The sequence below is a fragment of the Rhizobium aureum genome, assembly GCF_030182495.1.
In the GTDB taxonomy this organism is placed as follows: Bacteria; Pseudomonadota; Alphaproteobacteria; order Rhizobiales; family Rhizobiaceae; genus Rhizobium; species Rhizobium tropici_C.
In genome coordinates this window covers 947,675-964,344 of record NZ_JAQJCI010000001.1, presented here as the reverse complement: position 1 = coordinate 964,344, position 16,670 = coordinate 947,675, and the positions used below count along the sequence as shown (strand labels likewise).

18 protein-coding genes and 1 pseudogene are annotated in these 16,670 nt (G+C 57.8%); 12 read left to right on the top strand and 7 right to left on the bottom strand.

Features of this window, described 5'->3' with window-relative positions; all coding sequences use genetic code 11:
- Window positions 1-71: 71 nt before the first annotated feature.
- On the bottom strand, window positions 72-1,001 hold the full coding sequence (locus tag PH552_RS04500) for a DUF1176 domain-containing protein (protein ID WP_285165727.1): 930 nt from the start codon (window positions 999-1,001) through the stop codon (window positions 72-74).
- On the opposite strand from PH552_RS04500, the gene PH552_RS04495 reads away from it, so the two are divergent.
- The 4 genes from PH552_RS04495 to PH552_RS04480 all read left to right on the top strand — a co-directional run bounded on the left by PH552_RS04495 (window position 939) and on the right by PH552_RS04480 (window position 4,252).
- The gene (locus PH552_RS04495; protein ID WP_285165743.1) at window positions 939-1,289 is read left to right on the top strand and encodes a hypothetical protein; all 351 of its coding nucleotides are present in this window, start codon (window positions 939-941) and stop codon (window positions 1,287-1,289) included. The genes PH552_RS04500 and PH552_RS04495 overlap by 63 nt on opposite strands.
- Window positions 1,286-2,344: a helix-turn-helix domain-containing protein gene (locus tag PH552_RS04490; RefSeq protein WP_285165564.1), complete on the top strand. Its 1,059-nt coding sequence runs from the start codon at window positions 1,286-1,288 to the stop codon at window positions 2,342-2,344. The genes PH552_RS04495 and PH552_RS04490 overlap by 4 nt, the downstream gene beginning before the upstream one ends.
- A gap of 143 nt (window positions 2,345-2,487) precedes the next feature.
- On the top strand, window positions 2,488-3,363 hold the full coding sequence (locus tag PH552_RS04485; protein ID WP_113248995.1) for a hypothetical protein: 876 nt from the start codon (window positions 2,488-2,490) through the stop codon (window positions 3,361-3,363).
- Window positions 3,364-3,844: 481 nt separating this feature from the next.
- Complete coding sequence (locus PH552_RS04480; RefSeq protein WP_112345609.1) at window positions 3,845-4,252, top strand: hypothetical protein; 408 nt, start codon at window positions 3,845-3,847, stop codon at window positions 4,250-4,252.
- Here PH552_RS04480 and PH552_RS04475 read toward each other — a convergent pair.
- A complete protein-coding gene (locus PH552_RS04475) occupies window positions 4,233-4,829 on the bottom strand; it encodes a chromate transporter (protein ID WP_285165563.1) in 597 nt (198 codons plus the stop codon). The two genes, PH552_RS04480 and PH552_RS04475, sit on opposite strands and share 20 nt — an antisense overlap.
- On the opposite strand from PH552_RS04475, the gene PH552_RS04470 reads away from it, so the two are divergent.
- Window positions 4,828-5,283: a hypothetical protein gene (locus PH552_RS04470; protein WP_285165562.1), complete on the top strand. Its 456-nt coding sequence runs from the start codon at window positions 4,828-4,830 to the stop codon at window positions 5,281-5,283. The genes PH552_RS04475 and PH552_RS04470 overlap by 2 nt on opposite strands.
- A 45-nt stretch (window positions 5,284-5,328) precedes the next feature.
- A complete protein-coding gene (locus tag PH552_RS04465; protein WP_285165742.1) occupies window positions 5,329-5,805 on the top strand; it encodes a hypothetical protein in 477 nt (158 codons plus the stop codon).
- An 86-nt stretch (window positions 5,806-5,891) separates the two neighbouring features.
- On the opposite strand, the pseudogene PH552_RS04460 reads toward PH552_RS04465, so the two are convergent.
- Window positions 5,892-6,545, bottom strand: a pseudogene (locus PH552_RS04460) (LysE family translocator).
- 106 nt (window positions 6,546-6,651) lie between these two features.
- A complete protein-coding gene (locus PH552_RS04455) occupies window positions 6,652-7,095 on the bottom strand; it encodes a hypothetical protein (protein WP_285165561.1) in 444 nt (147 codons plus the stop codon).
- A gap of 22 nt (window positions 7,096-7,117) precedes the next feature.
- Between PH552_RS04455 and PH552_RS04450 the strand changes: the two genes are divergently transcribed.
- The 6 genes from PH552_RS04450 to PH552_RS04425 all read left to right on the top strand — a co-directional run bounded on the left by PH552_RS04450 (window position 7,118) and on the right by PH552_RS04425 (window position 13,596).
- Entirely contained in the window at window positions 7,118-7,690 is a 573-nt protein-coding gene (locus tag PH552_RS04450; protein WP_113248990.1) for a cysteine hydrolase family protein, read from the top strand.
- 75 nt (window positions 7,691-7,765) lie between these two features.
- Entirely contained in the window at window positions 7,766-8,008 is a 243-nt protein-coding gene (locus tag PH552_RS04445; RefSeq protein ID WP_246698504.1) for a hypothetical protein, read from the top strand.
- Between the two features lie 508 nt (window positions 8,009-8,516).
- Entirely contained in the window at window positions 8,517-9,857 is a 1,341-nt protein-coding gene (locus PH552_RS04440) for an MFS transporter (protein ID WP_113248988.1), read from the top strand.
- A gap of 80 nt (window positions 9,858-9,937) precedes the next feature.
- The gene (locus PH552_RS04435; RefSeq protein WP_285165559.1) at window positions 9,938-11,824 is read left to right on the top strand and encodes a bifunctional sugar phosphate isomerase/epimerase/4-hydroxyphenylpyruvate dioxygenase family protein; all 1,887 of its coding nucleotides are present in this window, start codon (window positions 9,938-9,940) and stop codon (window positions 11,822-11,824) included.
- Window positions 11,825-11,907: 83 nt separating this feature from the next.
- The gene (locus PH552_RS04430; RefSeq protein WP_112345617.1) at window positions 11,908-12,579 is read left to right on the top strand and encodes a TetR/AcrR family transcriptional regulator; all 672 of its coding nucleotides are present in this window, start codon (window positions 11,908-11,910) and stop codon (window positions 12,577-12,579) included.
- A 141-nt stretch (window positions 12,580-12,720) separates the two neighbouring features.
- Window positions 12,721-13,596, top strand: a complete 876-nt coding sequence (locus PH552_RS04425) for a shikimate dehydrogenase (protein WP_285165558.1) — start codon at window positions 12,721-12,723, stop codon at window positions 13,594-13,596.
- A gap of 196 nt (window positions 13,597-13,792) precedes the next feature.
- Here the strand turns inward: PH552_RS04425 and PH552_RS04420 are convergent, their stop codons facing one another.
- From PH552_RS04420 to PH552_RS04410, 3 genes are all read right to left on the bottom strand, one after another.
- Window positions 13,793-14,002: an NAD(P)H-binding protein gene (locus PH552_RS04420; RefSeq protein WP_285165726.1), complete on the bottom strand. Its 210-nt coding sequence runs from the start codon at window positions 14,000-14,002 to the stop codon at window positions 13,793-13,795.
- A 29-nt stretch (window positions 14,003-14,031) separates the two neighbouring features.
- Entirely contained in the window at window positions 14,032-14,961 is a 930-nt protein-coding gene (locus PH552_RS04415; protein WP_285165556.1) for an NADP-dependent oxidoreductase, read from the bottom strand.
- A 332-nt stretch (window positions 14,962-15,293) separates the two neighbouring features.
- On the bottom strand, window positions 15,294-16,664 hold the full coding sequence (locus PH552_RS04410; protein ID WP_285165555.1) for an MFS transporter: 1,371 nt from the start codon (window positions 16,662-16,664) through the stop codon (window positions 15,294-15,296).
- Window positions 16,665-16,670: the final 6 nt, after the last annotated feature.

The following is a 16,670-nucleotide window of genomic DNA, read 5'->3' as shown; positions in this document are numbered from 1 at the left end:
TCGGACAATCGTGCACCATGCGACTTTTCACCGGGGCAGGGCATCAGATCAGAGAGAAAGAGTATTACCCTTCACCTCGTCCGAAACAGAACCGGCCAATCTCCGAGTTGACTGCCGCCGCAGGTCCCCTGATAGGATACCGCCGCCAGCTGAAACCGCGCGCCATCCCATACCCATTCGGCGGTAAGCCCACAATCGCCGACCGCGCGCCCCCTGCCTGCCATCTGCAATGATCCGCTCTTCATGTCAAAGCCCGGTTCCGTTAGTATTTTCAGTTCGGTTCCGTCACCGCCGAGAGGAAGTATCGGCTGAAACGGAATGGGAGCACCCTTTCCGTTCCGTGGCACGATGAAAGCCAGCGATGACCCTTGATAAGCGCCCATGATGCAGGGAATGAATACAAGGGCGTGATCGGCGTCGAGCGGGTAAGCTTCCTCCATTAGATCTTCCCCTGATGCGTTGCCCTCGCATTCTTCCGCCTCAAACACGGCCTTGCCGGAATTTCTTGCCTGGAGGATAAGCCGCTGTTTTTCCACATCGGATAAAGCGATATCAATCTTTCGACGCGCGACGATGGGCAAGGCAGGAGCGGCTGCCACGCTTGATGCAGGAGCGGCGCCTCGCTTGATCAAAGCGGTCACATTGCCGAGGCGGCCTTGACGATCGTCCATATGCAACAGAGCAGCGACCATGCCATCGAGCGGGATCACGGCTTTATCGGCCCCAACTTCCAGTTGGGCGGCATTGCGTAAAGCCGAAAGCAGCTCCATGACCGCTTGGGGATTGCTGGTCGAGATCGTTGTGAGATTTTCATCGCGACTGAGCTGCCATGCCGATCCAAAATGCAAGGATACGCCATCGGCGCGAAAATCGTTCAAGCCGACCGGAAACGGGACTCCAATCGCCACCTCGGTGAGCGCATTAGGGCCAGCGGCGCGATGAAAGTGCATGTCGGGACGGCTTATGACGCCATTCTCGAAACCCTTGGCTTCGCAGGTCAAACCATTGTCGCATGCAATCAGCCAGGACTTGTAACGATCATAGGAAGGATCCGCCGCGTTCGCCGTGCCGCCCAGCGCGAGGCTCACCAGCAGGGGGGCGATGAGGCGCTTGTAGAGATGCTTCATGCAGATTTCCTTATCGATCGCGCTTCGAATAAAGTTGTGTTTTCTAATTTAGAAAAGGCAATTCTGATAAACACTCAATACGGTCCAACCAGCCTATTGCCACAAGTTATGGTTCGCCTATCTATGCTTGCAGGCCAAAAGGGGCCGGGATTGCATTCATGACGCAGACATCGTCCGATTTAGTCTACAATTTTTCAACCGTTAATTTGCCCGAGAAAGATCGGTTTCATCTCTGGGTAAAGGACAATCACTGCGACTGCAGGTTACAGGACTTTGAATCTGGCCCCTTCGACGCGGAGGCGACCGGTGCCGCGCTTGGCCCGCTCATCCTGTCCGGCAGAAGGCTGCTTCGCCAAGGCCGGCCTGCCGCCTACGAAGTCCTCAGATCCGAGCGGCGCATCCGGACCGACGGATATGACTTTTACCGATTTACGTCAATTCTGAGTGGCCGCTTCACCTATCGATCGACCGACGCCTCATCGATCAAGACGGCCGGCGACTTGTTCGTACTCGATGCCGCCCAGGTCAACGACTGCCTGGTCGAGGCCGACAATACCATATCGCTTGCCGTTCCGCGGGATCTGCTGCCGAGCCAAACAGTGCTCCTGCATGGACATACGCTTTCAACTGGGGTCGCCCACCTCCTGACGGATCATCTCGTTTCGCTGCTGCGCAATCTCACCAGCTTGCGGCCGCAGGAAATCCCCTATGTGGTGCAATCGACACTGCAACTCCTGACGGCCGCGGTTTCGTCCGCATCCGATGCGATGCAGGAGGCGGCCGGCCCGATACGCGAGCTGTTGCTTGGCCGCATCTTGCGCTATCTCGATGCCCATTTACTCGAACCCGATCTGACGCCGGACCGGATTTGCCATGATATCGGGGTCTCGCGGGCGAAGCTTTACCATTTGTTCGAGGGCAATGGGGGCATCATGCGGCAGATACAGCGGAAGCGTTTGCGCCGGGCCTATCAGATGCTGGCAAATCCGAGCGGGCCAAGACTCCATATAGCGGAGCTTGCATGGAAACATGGTTTCTCGAACGAGAAGTACTTTTATCGTCTCTTCAAGACTGAATTCGGCCATACGCCGGGTGAGACACTGGAAGTCGTCTCTCGCTCGAATTCAGTGTCAGGAACGATTGCCCTTCATCCCCGCGAGAAGCCGGTCAACGGCCCCTTGGGCTGGACCTTGCCCTTCGGCGTGCCGGATCGCTAAGTTCGTCTGCGAGAGCACGAGATGTACGAATGTACACTCGAAATGGACATGGGCAAACCGGCCATTAGGCAGCATGCCTTGAAGGATGTTTGGCCTTTCACTAGACATCACTGAGTTTTTCCACCGATCGGCATCCTCCACCCATGCTTGCCTTCAAACGTTTCTCCATTTTCCCGGCGGTCTATGCTCTGCTGATCTTCGCCCTGCTGACTTCGATGGGTTCATTCGCCGCTCCGGCGAGCGGGAAAGACCGGATGGCCCTGAAATCCGCCGTGCCAGGTCTGAAGATCACCCGTCTCGCAAAACTGCCCGAGGCACCGGACTCGGATACCTCCGGAGCGCCATCATGCGGTGTATTGCCCGAGACCAAAAGCGCCGGCGCCAAGATTGCCTCCGATCTTGGCTGGGGGGTAACCGGTGAGGCGAAACTCGGCCCCTACGAGGCAGTCAGCTTCGCGGCCGAGTTCGATCAGGCGACCGGTTCTGCCTGCGCCATAGACCAAGGCAACATTGCGCTTTTTGACGGTTCGAACCTGCTGGCTCTGATTTATACCGACAAGAACAGCAAGCTGACGATCGGCAGGATTACCGCGGTCAATAACCATCTGCGCATTCTCGACGGTGATCTCGTGCAGATGCCTATCGGCGAGATCAAGCTTGAAGGTGGGGATGTGGAGGTGAAACCGCTGGCGCCTGAGGAGCAGGTTTGCGACGGCAAGGCGGTGGTGCCGAATATCTATGGCAAGCCCATCACCGAAGTCCGACGGGCAATCATTGCCAAGGGATGGGAGCCATTTCAGAGCCCGCCGCCATCCTACCCGGATGCTTTCGGCGACAGTCTTCGCAAGATGGGGATCGTCGAGACGACCGATTGCGCGGGCACGGGTTTGGCGTATTGCAGTTACTACTACCGCAAGGGTGACTTGGAGCTGGAGGTGAGCAGCTTTGGAGACGGCACACCGACGGTCTCGGATTATGACACGGTCTGCGAGCGTTCGAAATGGCATAAGGCGCAGTAGCGGCTGAGGGCCGGCGCCTTCCTCGGAATTCAAGCTCGATCGGCCTCGCTCGAGGTGACCTCGTGCTCCTCCGTGGGAGGGGAGATTGCCATAGATCGTCGTGCCAAGATTGGAACCTGCGTGCACTTGTTTTGGACGAAACTGCACAAGATGAACGAGCTGTTGTCGTTGCTCGGAAAAGTTTTACTGCTATCTTCCTGAAATGGAATGGAAATTGGTCAGGGGCCGCAATTCCTTTTCAAAGGTGACAATTATGTGCGGGGGTATACGAATAGGCGGGTCCGCCGAGGTCGCCTTTTATTCATCGTCGCAGCTGTCAAACCCGTTATACTCCCAATCCCTGGCGCGAAGGAAACGAGTGCCTTTCAACGCTGCAGGGAACCAAGGGGGTAGGCCGCCGCAGTCGCAAAGCTTGGCCGTGACCACGGCATGAGCAATCACGGAAGTATGCATCAGTCATTCGTCAACAGAGGAAATTCCCTTGCGTAAGATAATTTGCGCTTTTGCATTTGTCGCACTTTCATTCACGTCCGCAGCAGCCAGTGTATGTTCGCAGCACTACCAAAGCAGCGGCGTCCCCCTCGTCACCGGTGTAACCTACAAGACCTGGATGGAATTCCCCTCCGTCGGTCCTGCCGCCGCCTTCGATAAGGTATCTAGGGCGGTCCTGGCTGAAGGTTTTGTGGACGTGAATGTCGAGAAACAACTCGGCACGCTGACAGCTCAACAGGAAACGACCGGATCCGGCCGCCCTCAGACCTTGCGCGTCGTCGTCCGAAAGAGTGGCAAGGGCAGCCGTGTCGATGCCGTTTTCATGGTGCCGCAGGGGCAGGTGGCTCCCAGCATGAGCGACAATCTCTGCCGCGTCGTCAATGCCGTGGCAGAATAAGCGTTGCGGCCATCGCCAAAAGTAATTGGCGATGGCCGAATATCTCAAATGAAAGAGACCTCCCGCGCTTATCAGGAGCACGACCGCCCGTGGTGGCGTGCGCTAGGCGACGAGTAGCACGAAGCCTGAACCCATTATAAAGCGCTGCCTCGGGAATCCCGACGACCGCGGCACTTGTGCCGCCGTGCAAGACCGCCTGCGCTAGGGAATAGCGACGGAAATCACCCCAGAACGGCAGGGTGCCGATCAATAGCAGGAGACCTGGCAAAAGGATTCCCACAAGCGCGTCGCCGCTCCAGCGGCGCCATGCGGGGGAGGGCCTGTCACGGCGCGAAATATGCCGCACGATGAACAGCGGTTCCGGGGCTGCCTGGGCTGCGCCACAGTCCGCCGGGAGCGTGTCGGAATTGATCCAGCCGGTGCTGACCACTTCTGCCTTCAGGAGCGGCAGCACGACATCTCCGCCTCCGTTCGCCGTGATCACCCCGACAATCTCGAAACCCGGAACCAATTTGGTTGCACGGCAGTTAGGATCAAACGGAAGAAGGAGAGGGCAGGGATAGGAGAACAACAACATGTCGAATGTGTCGAGAACGGGAACCGACGATGTCAACAACGCAACCAGCCGCACAAGATTCGGACGTTCCGTCGAGAGCAAGGCCCAATTGCAAGATGCAGCTACCCTCTCATCCACGATCGATGGCGCGCAGACGCTGAATGTCTATCGCCTGGAACCCATCGCTGCCCCAGAAGATCCGCATTGGGATAATGCGCCCAATCAAGGCACGATCATCGTGGCAGCGAGAACCGCGGGCGACGCTCGCATTGTAGCAGCGGGCAGCGAGCTTGATTTTATGGAAGTCGATGCAGCACCCGCCGAAGATGTAACGACCAGTAACGCGAGCGCGTTTCGCGACGATAAGCTTTATACCGTCATCGAGATCGATCGCGGCCGAACCGACCTGAAACGGGGTATATTGGAAGGCAAGGTCTCGGTCGACACGATTCTTCCCACGCAGGTCGACCGTTGATCGTCCGGACTCAGAGCGAGCCTGCTGGCGTCGGGAGCCGACCGGGTGGTGCAAGCAAGTCGTTGGAACAAATCGATCAAATCGCCGTTGCCTTTACAGGAGTATCTATGCCGGCGGCAGCGTTCACCGAATATCTTCTTCCGATCCGATCTTTTGTTAACGGAGCGAAAAATGCCCGAGCGAAATGAATCACCAGCAGTTCAATCCTTGCGGAAAGAACAGAAGCGGCAGCAAAGAAACGGCCCGGCAAGCGAACTTGACAAAGCGCTTGAAAATACTTTTCCGGCCTCGGATCCGGCTTCGGTGACACACACATCAGCCATGGGTGCTATTGCCCTTGAGGATAAGGCTGGCGATACACCTGGGAGTGTCCTTGCACGCCGGAAGGATCAATCCGGTTCGTCAATGGGATCAAATACCGATCTCGGCACTTTGGGGATTGGGCGGCGAATTCGCGAAAAGCCGATCGCTTCCGTTCTGGCAGCCATGGCAATAGGATTTGCTTTCGGATTGACGCGCTGAAGACGCCGCGGGCGTCCTATGGCAGGCGATGGGAACGTCCAAGTATCGGACGGATCCGTTAAGGCGGTTGGCATGCGGCGGAAGCGTCACGCCGAACAAGTGTCGCCGGCAAAGAGAAGCCGCAGGCCGAGCAATATCATGATGCTGCCGGCAAATCGCTCTTGCCACGCGATCAGGATCGGTCGGCGCGAAAGCCAGCTGCCGAGCGTACCAGAGCCATAAGCGACCGCGCTCAGGATGAGGAAGTTCGAGAGTTTTGTTACCATTCCGAGAAGAAGGATCTGCGCCGCCGCGGGCCAAGAGCTCATCGGATCGACAAACTGCGGTAGAAAGGCAAACAGAAAGGCGAGTGCTTTCGGGTTGGTCAGATTGTTGATTGCGCCCTCGCGTAACGCTGCCGTATCCGAGATTGACGGCATTTCCGCCCGCCAACCTTGTTTGTTGTGCCGTATGGATTTCAAGACCAGCCTGATTCCGAGCCACACAAGATAGCCGCCTCCCACCTAGCGCAAGATATCGAAAGCCAGCGGCGAGGCGCGCAGCAGCGATGCGATACCCAAGATCAGAAGCGAAATCTGGATGACGCCGGAGACAAGCGTCATGCCGAGGGCACTCAAAAAGGCAGTGCGCCGGCCCTGACCGATGCCTCGGCCAATGACTAAAACCATGTCCGGTCCTGGCGAGAGCTGAATTGCCAGAACGGCGACGTAAAAGGTCAGGAATGTCCTGATGTCCAGCATTACGGCACCTCCAGAGAGTGAATGACAATGCCGGGAAACTGCCCGTCTATGAACTGCCCACGATCTTAGGCTTGAGGCGCAGTTGGTTTACACCGATTTTTCGCTTTCATTGGGTTTGATCGAGGGCATGGGGAGACGTTTGACCGGGCCGTTCAGCATCGCCGCGATAAAGGGCTATGCTACCGATAATCAGCACACATCCCACCACCACGATGAGGATGATGTATACGATCAATGCGCTGTATTTTCGGTTCTCTGTCGCTGGCATTGTCGTTCTTCCTCCGCGATCTATCCGCATCCAAACACAGACAGCACCCGAAGGTTCCTTCCCTTGCTTCGGCAGCTGCGCGATCCATTCGCCCAATTCGCGTCGGCGAAATAGATGGACATGGGCAAAATTCCATAATTCCGGAACATTATCGCATGTCGGCTGTTTGGCCGACATCGGGATATTGGAGATCGCGTTATTGCAGATCGCGACGAAAGCATCGACTTGAGGCGGCAATGAAGAGTGGGAATCGGCCACCTCGACAAAAGCCCAGCTCGCCATGGATCGCTAAGGCGGTGTCTGCATGAGGACCTGGCTGCATCTTTGTATCGATATGCAGCGGATGTTCCTTGACGAGACGCCATGGCATGTGCCTTGGATGGCGCGCACTTTGGACCAGGTGACCGAAGTGACGAGGCGGTTTCCCGAGCGTACGATCTTTACCCGCTTCATTCCACCGCCGAGTCCAGACGGCATGCCGGGGAAATGGCGGGATTATTACGAAAAATGGGAAATGATGACCACAAATCGACTTCCGCACGATTTGCTGCTGCTTGCTGACCCGCTTCAGCGCTACGTTCCGCCGGCGCGCATCTTTGACAAGCACACCTATTCGCCCTGGACCGATGGTCGCCTTCATCGGAGTCTTGTTCAAGAACGCGTAGACACCCTGGTGATCACTGGAGGTGAGACGGATGTCTGCGTCATGGCTACCGCGCTTGGCGCCGTCGAGCTCGGATATGGGGTCGTCGTTTTAAAAGATGCGGTCTGCAGCGGCGACGACGATGCGCACGAAGCCGCACTTACGCTTTTCGAAAGACGGTTCTCCGTTCAATCTGAAATCATGACGGCCGAGGAGTTTCTCTCAGCCGGATGATGAAAGCGGCCGCTTCCTTGAATTGCTGCGAGGGTCCGCTACATCCGCCCCCAATAAGATCGGAGGAGATCTGCCATGCCTCATCGCGTTCCCACAGGAAACGATTGGCGAATGCTCGCGGAAGCTGTGGTGGAATGGTATAGCTTCTATGAAGTGCCGCCGGATGACGAGGCTTCGAGCGCCCTCGTCGGTGCGGCCCTCGACTTCTTTCGTGATGGTTATCACACGACAGAGGACATCGCGATGATGTTGATCGGAACCTATATCGGCATCTGGTCGACGAAGGTCAACGCGCCCACCTCCGCCGCTATTCATTGATCCTGGCGTTCACTGGCACCGTCTTCTGAGAAGAGTTCGGGCGCCCTCGATGTCGAGGCATGCGGCGTTGCCGTCCGCCATGCGAAACATTTGCATCACCCCTTTGTCCTTCACTCCGTGGGCCTGATCCTTCGGCGGCTGACCATCGAGATCGAATACCAGTTGAGTCACCTTAACGGCGACGACAGCCTCACGCCTTGCGACGTAGAGCCGTCATCACACACATCCCAGGCTTCGACAAAGCCGAGCAAGCGACCACGCGGGTAAAAGCCGAGCCGGCGACGCGGTGCGTCGTCGCAAGCCATGCGTCGAGCCATCGCGAAATGCTAGAGCTTTACAAAACGAACTAGTTCGTACATTATTGGTCGGAGGAGTGAGGAATGCTGCCCTGGCAGCACCGATGACCGTCAGGATGACCTTGAATGTCCTGCGAGCGAGTGCGGGATAGAACCCTGCGCATCTCGGTCGCGGCGCTCTTTTGACATCGGAATTTCGGGGAGGAACGACAATGACAACACAGGTTGAACAGAAGACGCCCAGGCGGGCAGCGCTTGCGAGTTGGCTCGGAAGTGCCGTCGAGTACTATGATTTCTTCGTCTACGGGACAGCGGCTGCGCTGATCTTTCCGAAAATCTTCTTTTCGGCGGAAGATCCGCAAACAGCGGCCATCGCCTCATTTGCAACCTTTGGCGTAGCCTACATCATGCGGCCGCTGGGAGCGGTCGTTCTCGGTCATGTCGGCGACAAGTTCGGCCGCAAGAAGGTGCTGACCTTCACTTTGCTTCTCATGGGCTTTTCGACCTTCATCATCGGTTGCCTGCCGACCTACAATCAGGCTGGCATTCTGGCGCCGATTCTTCTGGTTCTCGCGCGCCTGCTGCAGGGCATTTCGGCTGCCGGCGAACAGGCTGGTGCCAGTTCCATGACGCTCGAACATGCCCCTGAAAATCGGCGCGCCTTCTTCACAAGCTTCACGCTGAGCGGAACGCAAGCGGGACTGATCCTTGCCACATTGGTCTTCATCCCGCTTGGAAAGCTCGATGAGGCCGCATTGATGTCATGGGGCTGGCGCGTGCCCTTCTTTCTGAGCTTCGTGGTCGTCGTCGTCGGATTCTGGGTCCGCCGAACGCTCGCTGAAACGCCTGCCTTCCTGCAGGAAACAAAGAAGGGCGAGGTCGCAAAAGTGCCGCTCGTCTCGCTTTTTACCAACTATTGGGCCGATGTTCTTCGCATCGTCTTTGCCGCGTTGATTTCCGTCGTCAGCACCATTTTCAGCGTCTTCACGCTGTCCTATGCGGTCAATACCATGCATATCGATCGCTCGACGATGCTGACCGTTCTGGTGTTGGCCAATATCGTGGCATTGGGCGCCATTCCGGCATGGGCCACTCTTGCAGATCGCATCGGCCGCAAACCGGTGTTCATCTTCGGCGCCGTCGGCTGCGCGGTGCTGATCTGGCCCTACATCTGGGCCATCAGCCAGAACAATCTCCTACTCGTCTTCGTTCTCGGCATTCTGCTCTCGGGCGTGGTCTACAGCGCTTCCAACGGCATCTGGCCGGCGCTCTATGCGGAGATGTTCGATACCCGTGTGCGTCTGTCCGGCATGGCGGTCGGCACCCAGATCGGCTTTGCGCTCGGCGGTTTCGCACCCACGATCAGCGCCGCCGTGATGGGCACCGGACCGATGGGATGGGTGCCGGTTGCCGTGTTTACATCGATTACAGCCTTGATTGCTGCCGTCTCTGCGGCAACGGCAACGGAGACCTACCGAACGCCGATCGATCAGCTCGGCAGGGACGGACGACGCTTTGCAGCCTCGGTTCGCCACGTCGATCGGACTGTCTAGCAGCTGGCTTCGAGACAGCGATGACGGCTAGCGATCGCGGATGAGTTTGTTGAAAATCGCCAAGTGAACGGGATGAAACAATGAAAACCTCGATCGCGACCGTTTCGATCAGCGGTGACCTCAAGGAAAAACTTCAGGCCATCGCCAAGGCTGGCTTCGATGGTGTCGAAATCTTCGAGAACGATTTCCTCGCCTTCGATGAATCGCCGCGCCAGGTTGGGCAAATGGTTCGGGATCATGGGCTGGAAATCACACTCTTTCAGCCCTTCCGGGACTTCGAGGGCATGCCTGAACCCTTGCGCAGCCGGACCTTCGATCGGGCCGAACGCAAGTTCGATCTGATGCAGGAAATGGGGACAGACCTCGTTCTCGTCTGCTCCAACGTTTCGTCCGCGGCGCTGGGCGGGATCGATCGCGCCGCAGCCGATTTCTTCGAACTCGGCGAGAGAGCGGCCAAGCGCGGCCTGCGCGTCGGATACGAAGCGCTTGCCTGGGGACGGCATATTCACGATCACCGTGATGCCTGGGAAATCGTCCGCCGGGCCGATCATCCGAATATCGGTCTCATTCTCGACAGCTTCCACACGCTGTCGCGCAAGATCGATGTCAATTCGATCCGGTCGATCCCGAAGGAGAAGATCTTCATCATCCAGCTTGCCGACGCGCCGTTGATCGACATGGATCTTCTCTATTGGAGCCGCCACTTCCGCAACATGCCGGGTGAGGGGGATCTTCCTGTTCTCGAATTCATGAAGGCTGTCGCCGCGACAGGCTACGACGGCTATCTGTCGCTGGAAATCTTCAACGATCAGTTTCGCGGCGGCTCGCCGACTGCCATTGCCGTCGACGGCCGGCGGTCGCTCGTCTATCTCGGCGATCAGGTTCGCCGCGCGGAGAACAGCAGCCTGACTTTGCCGCCCATGCCTGCGTGTGCCGATGTGGACGGCATCGCCTTTATCGAATTCACCGTCGACGAAGCCGAGGCGCCCGTTCTGTCCGATCGGCTGCGAGCCCTGGGCTTTCGCCATGTGGGGCGTCACAAGACCAAGCGTGTCGATGTCTTCCGGCAGGGCGATATCAATCTGGTCGTCAATACCGATCCGGACGGGTTCGCCGGCGCCTCCTATGCTTTGCATGGGCAATCGGCCTATGCGATGGGATTGTGGGTGGATGATGCCGAAGCCGCAGTTGCGAGGGCTGTGGCCCTGGGTGCGGAACGTTTCGAGCAGCCATTGGATCCCGGTGAGATCGAAATGCCTGGTGTCAGGGGCGTCGGCGGTGGAGTCCTATACTTTCTCGACCACAAAGGCCCCCTCGGACGCATATGGGAGATCGAATTCGATCCCGTCAACGACGAGACCGATCTGCGGCCAATCGGTCTGACGAGGATCGATCATGTCGCGCAAACGACGAAATATGAGGAGCTGCTGACCTGGTTGCTTTTCTATACGGCAATCTTGAATGCACATAAGACGCCGATGGTCGATATTATCGATCCCGCCGGCGTCGTTCGCAGCCAGGTCGTCGAAAACGAGCCGGGCAGTCTGCGCATCACGCTGAACGGCGCGGAAAATCGCAACACTCTGGCCGGGCATTTTATCGCCGAGACCTTTGGTTCGGGCATTCAGCATCTCGCCTTTGCAACGGACGATATCTTCGCGGCAGCGGCTGCCTTATCGGATAACGGCTTTGCCACCCTGATGATCTCGCCCAACTATTATGACGATCTGGAGGCGAGGTTTGGTTTGGATCCGGCTTTCACCGATCGTCTGAAGGCTCACAACATCCTCTATGATCGCGACGATCACGGCGAATACTTCCAGCTCTACAGCCCGACCTATGGCGAAGGCTTCTTCTTCGAGATCGTCCAGCGCAGCGGCTATCGCGGATATGGTGCGGCGAACGCCATTTTCCGCATCGCTGCGCTCAGGCGTCACCTGCGGCCGATTGGTCTGCCGAAACTTTAGGCTCTCCCCATCCGTGTAAAGCCTGTGTTAAAGCTTTGATCTTCAATGATGGGCAGGGGCAGACCCAGGAAGACAGGCAGGGCATGACGAAAGCGCAAGCGGCCAAGATCGAGCGTCTGACGCGAAAGAACGATCCAGACGCGACCAAGGAAAATATCCTGAAGATCGCGACCGAGGAATTCGTCGCAGCCGGTTTTTCCGGTGCGCGCGTGGATGAGATCGCCGAGCGCACCAAGACGTCCAAGCGCATGATCTACTATTATTTCGGCAGCAAGGAAGGGCTCTATCTCGCCGTTCTCGAGCAAGCCTATACGAAGATCCGTACGCTGGAGAGCGAGCTCGATCTCGAAAACATGCCGCCCGTCCAGGCGATGGCGCAATTGATCGCAAGCACCTTCGACCACGATGATCAGAATCCCGATTTCGTGCGCCTCGTCAGCATCGAAAACATCCATCGTGCCGAGCATATGAAGCGTTCGGTCGTCCTGTCGCAGACGAACATCGCAGTCATCGATATCATCACGGACATTCTCGAACGGGGCTATGCCGACGGCAGCTTCGTGCGTCGCGTGGATCCGGTCGATCTGCATATGATGATCAGCGCCCAGTGCTTCTTTCGCGTTTCTAATCGCCACACCTTCGGAGCGATCTTCGAGCGGGATCTGTCCTCGGAGGAGCTGAAGAAGCGGCACAAGTCCTTGATCATCGACGCCATTCTCGCCTTTCTAAGACAGCCTTCTTCCGAATTGGCTTGACGGCGCCCAAAGCCGCCTGGTTTGCGGCTGGGGATTTTCCCGGGGCGGGAAAGTATGCCTCTTATTGACTTTACGTACTAGTTCGTACATTTTGCAGGCAAGCCTGTGGCATGGCTTCGATTTGCCGCTCGGGAGGAAAAATTGAATACTCAAGCCGCCATTATTCCGCGCCAGCTTCATGTCGGATTGATCGGTGCCGGCATTGGCCGTTCGCTAACGCCGGCCATGCACATGCATGAAGGCGAACATTGCGGCCTGTCCTATCGTTACGATCTCATCGACCTGGATGCGCGTGGCCTTTCCGTGTCGGACCTGCCGGCTCTTGTCGACGAGGCAGAGGCGCAAGGCTTTGCCGGCCTCAACATCACCCATCCCTGCAAGCAGGCGGCGGTCGCCCTGATGGACGAGCTGTCGCCGGATGCGCAGACGCTGCGATCCATCAACACGGTCGTTTTCCAAGGGAACCGCAGGATCGGGCACAATACCGATTGGTGGGGATTTGCCGAAAGTTTCCGGCGCGGACTGGCCGGCGTTTCACTCGATCACGTCGTGCAGCTGGGTGCGGGCGGGGCCGGCGTTGCCGTTGCCCATGCTGTGGCTGGGATGGGAGCAGGTTCGATCGAAATATTCGATCTCGATCCCTTGCGCGCAAAGGCACTCGTGGATCAGCTGCAGCCGGCTCACAGCACCTGCACTTTCTCGGTTGGCCATGATCTGGCCGCGGCCCTGGATGCTGCTGATGGCCTGGTTCACGCAACGCCGACGGGCATGGCCGCCCATCCCGGATTGCCGCTCGACGCGCAACTCCTGTCGGATCGCCTGTGGGTCGCCGAAATCGTCTATTTTCCGATCGAAACCGAATTGGTGACGGTTGCCAGAAAAAAGGGGTGCCGCGTTCTCGATGGCGGCGGTATGGCGGTGTTTCAGGCGGTGAAGGCTTTCGAACTGTTCACCGGTATCCGACCGACGGCGGAGCGTATGATGCAGCATTTCAATTCGTTGCGCAGCACGATCTGACGGCAGATGGCCTCAGATGCTCGATGGCTTAAGTCATGAGCAGGATGACCATGTCTCTGGCGCCGTTCGATGAAACGAGATCAGGGAAATGATGTTGCGCTGCCGTCGGCAATCGGTTCGCTTCCCACGTCACGCCGATAGGACGGGTCTGTTCAAGATTGTGAGTTCCATCCAGAATGGGGAAGAAATCGGTTGGCTAGCGGTGATAGGCGGCCATCGCACACATGAAGATCGCATCGGCCCCATCGCTGAGGCGCGCCAACGCTTCCACATCAGTCGCGTCCGTCGAAACGGTGCGCACCGCGCCGGCATCCATCGCCCCTGCGTTGCGGCTGATAAGAGTCGCTTTATGGCCCTCCTCGGCAAGAAGCCGAGCAGTTTTGCGACCTATAGGGCCTGCACCAATGACAATCTAAGTACCCACTTTCAATTCATTCAGTTCAGCACCTTCAGGACGATTTTGCCTCGGATGTGATCTTCTTGAAGGGCCTCTTGTGCCGCGGCTGCCTCACGAAGCCCGTAGGTGCGATCGACGTGGACTTTCACCCTGCCGCTGTCGATCAGTTCGGCGATCTTCTGGAGCTGTGCGCCGTTCGGCTGGGCGGTGTAGCGGCCGGACCTGATGCCTCGGGCTTCGGCGCGCTGTCTATTGGGCTCCGTCAGGGTGGAAATCAACGCGCCGCCGTTTTTGATGATCGAAAAGCTCCGATCCTGTGTCTCGCCGCTCACAAGATCGAAGACGAGATCGACCGGTTCGACGACAGTCTCGAAGCGTTCTGATTTATAGTCGATGATCTGGTCGGCGCCCAAGCCATTCAGGAAATCCCGGTCAGCCGCTGAAGCCGTAGTCGCCACCCAAGCACCCCTGGCCTTGGCGAACTGAATTGCAAGGTGGCCGACACCGCCTGCGCCGCCATGGATGAGAACGCGCTGGCCGGCTTCGAGCTTGCCGTGATCGAAGAGGCCCTGCCATGCCGTGATGCCCGCAAGCGGCACGGCAGCGGCTTGAACGTGGTCCAGTGATTGAGGCTTCGTGGCGATTTCGTCCGATGTGGCGATCACGAATTCTTCGTAGCCGCCGTGATCCGGTGCCAGAAAGGCGAAAACCTCGTCACCCATCAGAAAACTTGAAACCGATTGGCCCGCATCGGCAATTTCGCCGCTGACGTCGCGACCGAGCACATACGGGAAATCTTCTTCGGTGACGACGGGATATTTGCCTTCGCGTATCTTCGCATCGACCGGATTGACGCTCGCGGCAAAAACCTTGATGACGACTTCGTCGGTCGCTGGTATCGGCTGCTCGATTTGGTCGAGCTGCATGACTTCCGGCCCACCAAAACGATGAATTCGTACGGCTTGCATCGTTGAATCTCCGTGCTGATTTGATCTGAGAACCGCAATCTGCCGATGAGACGCGGAGGCGTCTTCATGTTGTAGTGGCGATGGAATCAAAGCCTGCCGCGGCGCTTGGCAGCTTGCCTGAGAAGTAGGAGGTCTCTCCTTTTCTCGAGCATGTAATCGACATAGCCGATGCATGCACAGACAAGCAGGCTACCGCTTGCAGCCAGAATCATCAGCAATCCGATCACGATCGCTATCGTCATCATCGGCACCCGATTGAACCGCAACCGAACAAGCCACTCTGCCGGAAGTTCCAAAACCGGAGATATGAAGAATGCGTGATCCGAAAGCGCTCATGTCCGTGACAGGTATCTCCATGCCGCGACGCTGCCGAGAAGCTGAGTGACGCCGCCGCATAGCATAGCTGTGATGAAGCCGAGCTGAGGCTCATGGAAACATGCAAAGACCGATCCGAGTGACGCCACGCCGATGGTAGCGCCGACCATGCGCGCAACGTTGATGAGTGCGCTTGCGGTTCCGGCTCGTTCGCTCCCCACGCTCGACACCGCGACTGCCGTGAGCGGCCCCGTCGCCAAACCCATGCCGATGCCGGTCAGCAGCAGGCCGAATTCCTCGGCGATCAACAGGTTTTCGGTAAAAGCAATGCCCAGCAGCATGTTTCCCAGACCCATCACAGCCAGCCCCAGCGTAATCGTTCGCTGCTTGCCGAAATTTTCTGAAAGCGAGCCGGAAAAAGGCGATATCACCACAAAGCTCAATGCCATAGGTAGGAGCGCCAGGCCGACATCGGTCGGGTCCAATCTGTCAAGACCGAGCGAGGTGAGTGGAAACAGAAAGAGCGTGCCATACATGCCGAAAGTCATTGCGGCCGTTCCCACCATGGCGCCGCTGAACCGCCTGTTGGAGAACATAGGGACCGGCACGAGAGCACGCTGATCCAGGCGCCGTTCCACCACAACGAAAAACGAGAGCAGAACCAAGCCGCAAGACGCCAGCAAGATGGTCCAGAGCAAGGGTAGATGCGAGGATTCAATGGCCGCGAGGGTGATTGCCCCCAGCGATACCACGCCCAAGATTTGGCCGAGCGCGTCGAAGGATCTTCCCTTTCGGCCCGCGCTCTCCGGAACCCAAAGCAATGCCCCGATGGCAGCCATCACACCGATGGGAACGACGACAAGAAAGACAGCCCGCCAACCGAAGCTGTGGATCAGATATCCACCGAGGCTCGGTCCGATGGCGAGCGACATGCCGTTGCATCCCGCCCAGATGCCGAGCGCGCGCCCGCGAACCTTCTCGTCCGGATAGATCACCCGAATGGGCGAGAGAGAGGCGGGGATCAGAAGGGCGGATCCGCAGCCGGTTACCGCCCTGGCGCCGATCAGGATCGCGATCGCTGGAGCCGGGGCGCACCCAAGGCTTGCAATTGTGAAGATGATGCAGCCGATGATGAAAGTCAGACGCCGCCCATAAAGGTCAGCCAGCAGGCCGCCGGTAATGAGAAGGGCGGCGTAGACAAGGTTATAGGCATCGACGACCCACTGCAATTGCGTGACCGAAGCCGCGAGGCTCTTGCCGATTGGTTGAATCGCCAAGTTGACGACCGATGTGTCGACTTGCGCAACGATGACGCCGAGGCAAAGAACGATGAGCGAGGAGGGATGCAGTTTCGAAAGGTGTTTTTCGCGTTGCTCGATCGAGTGCATGGTTTT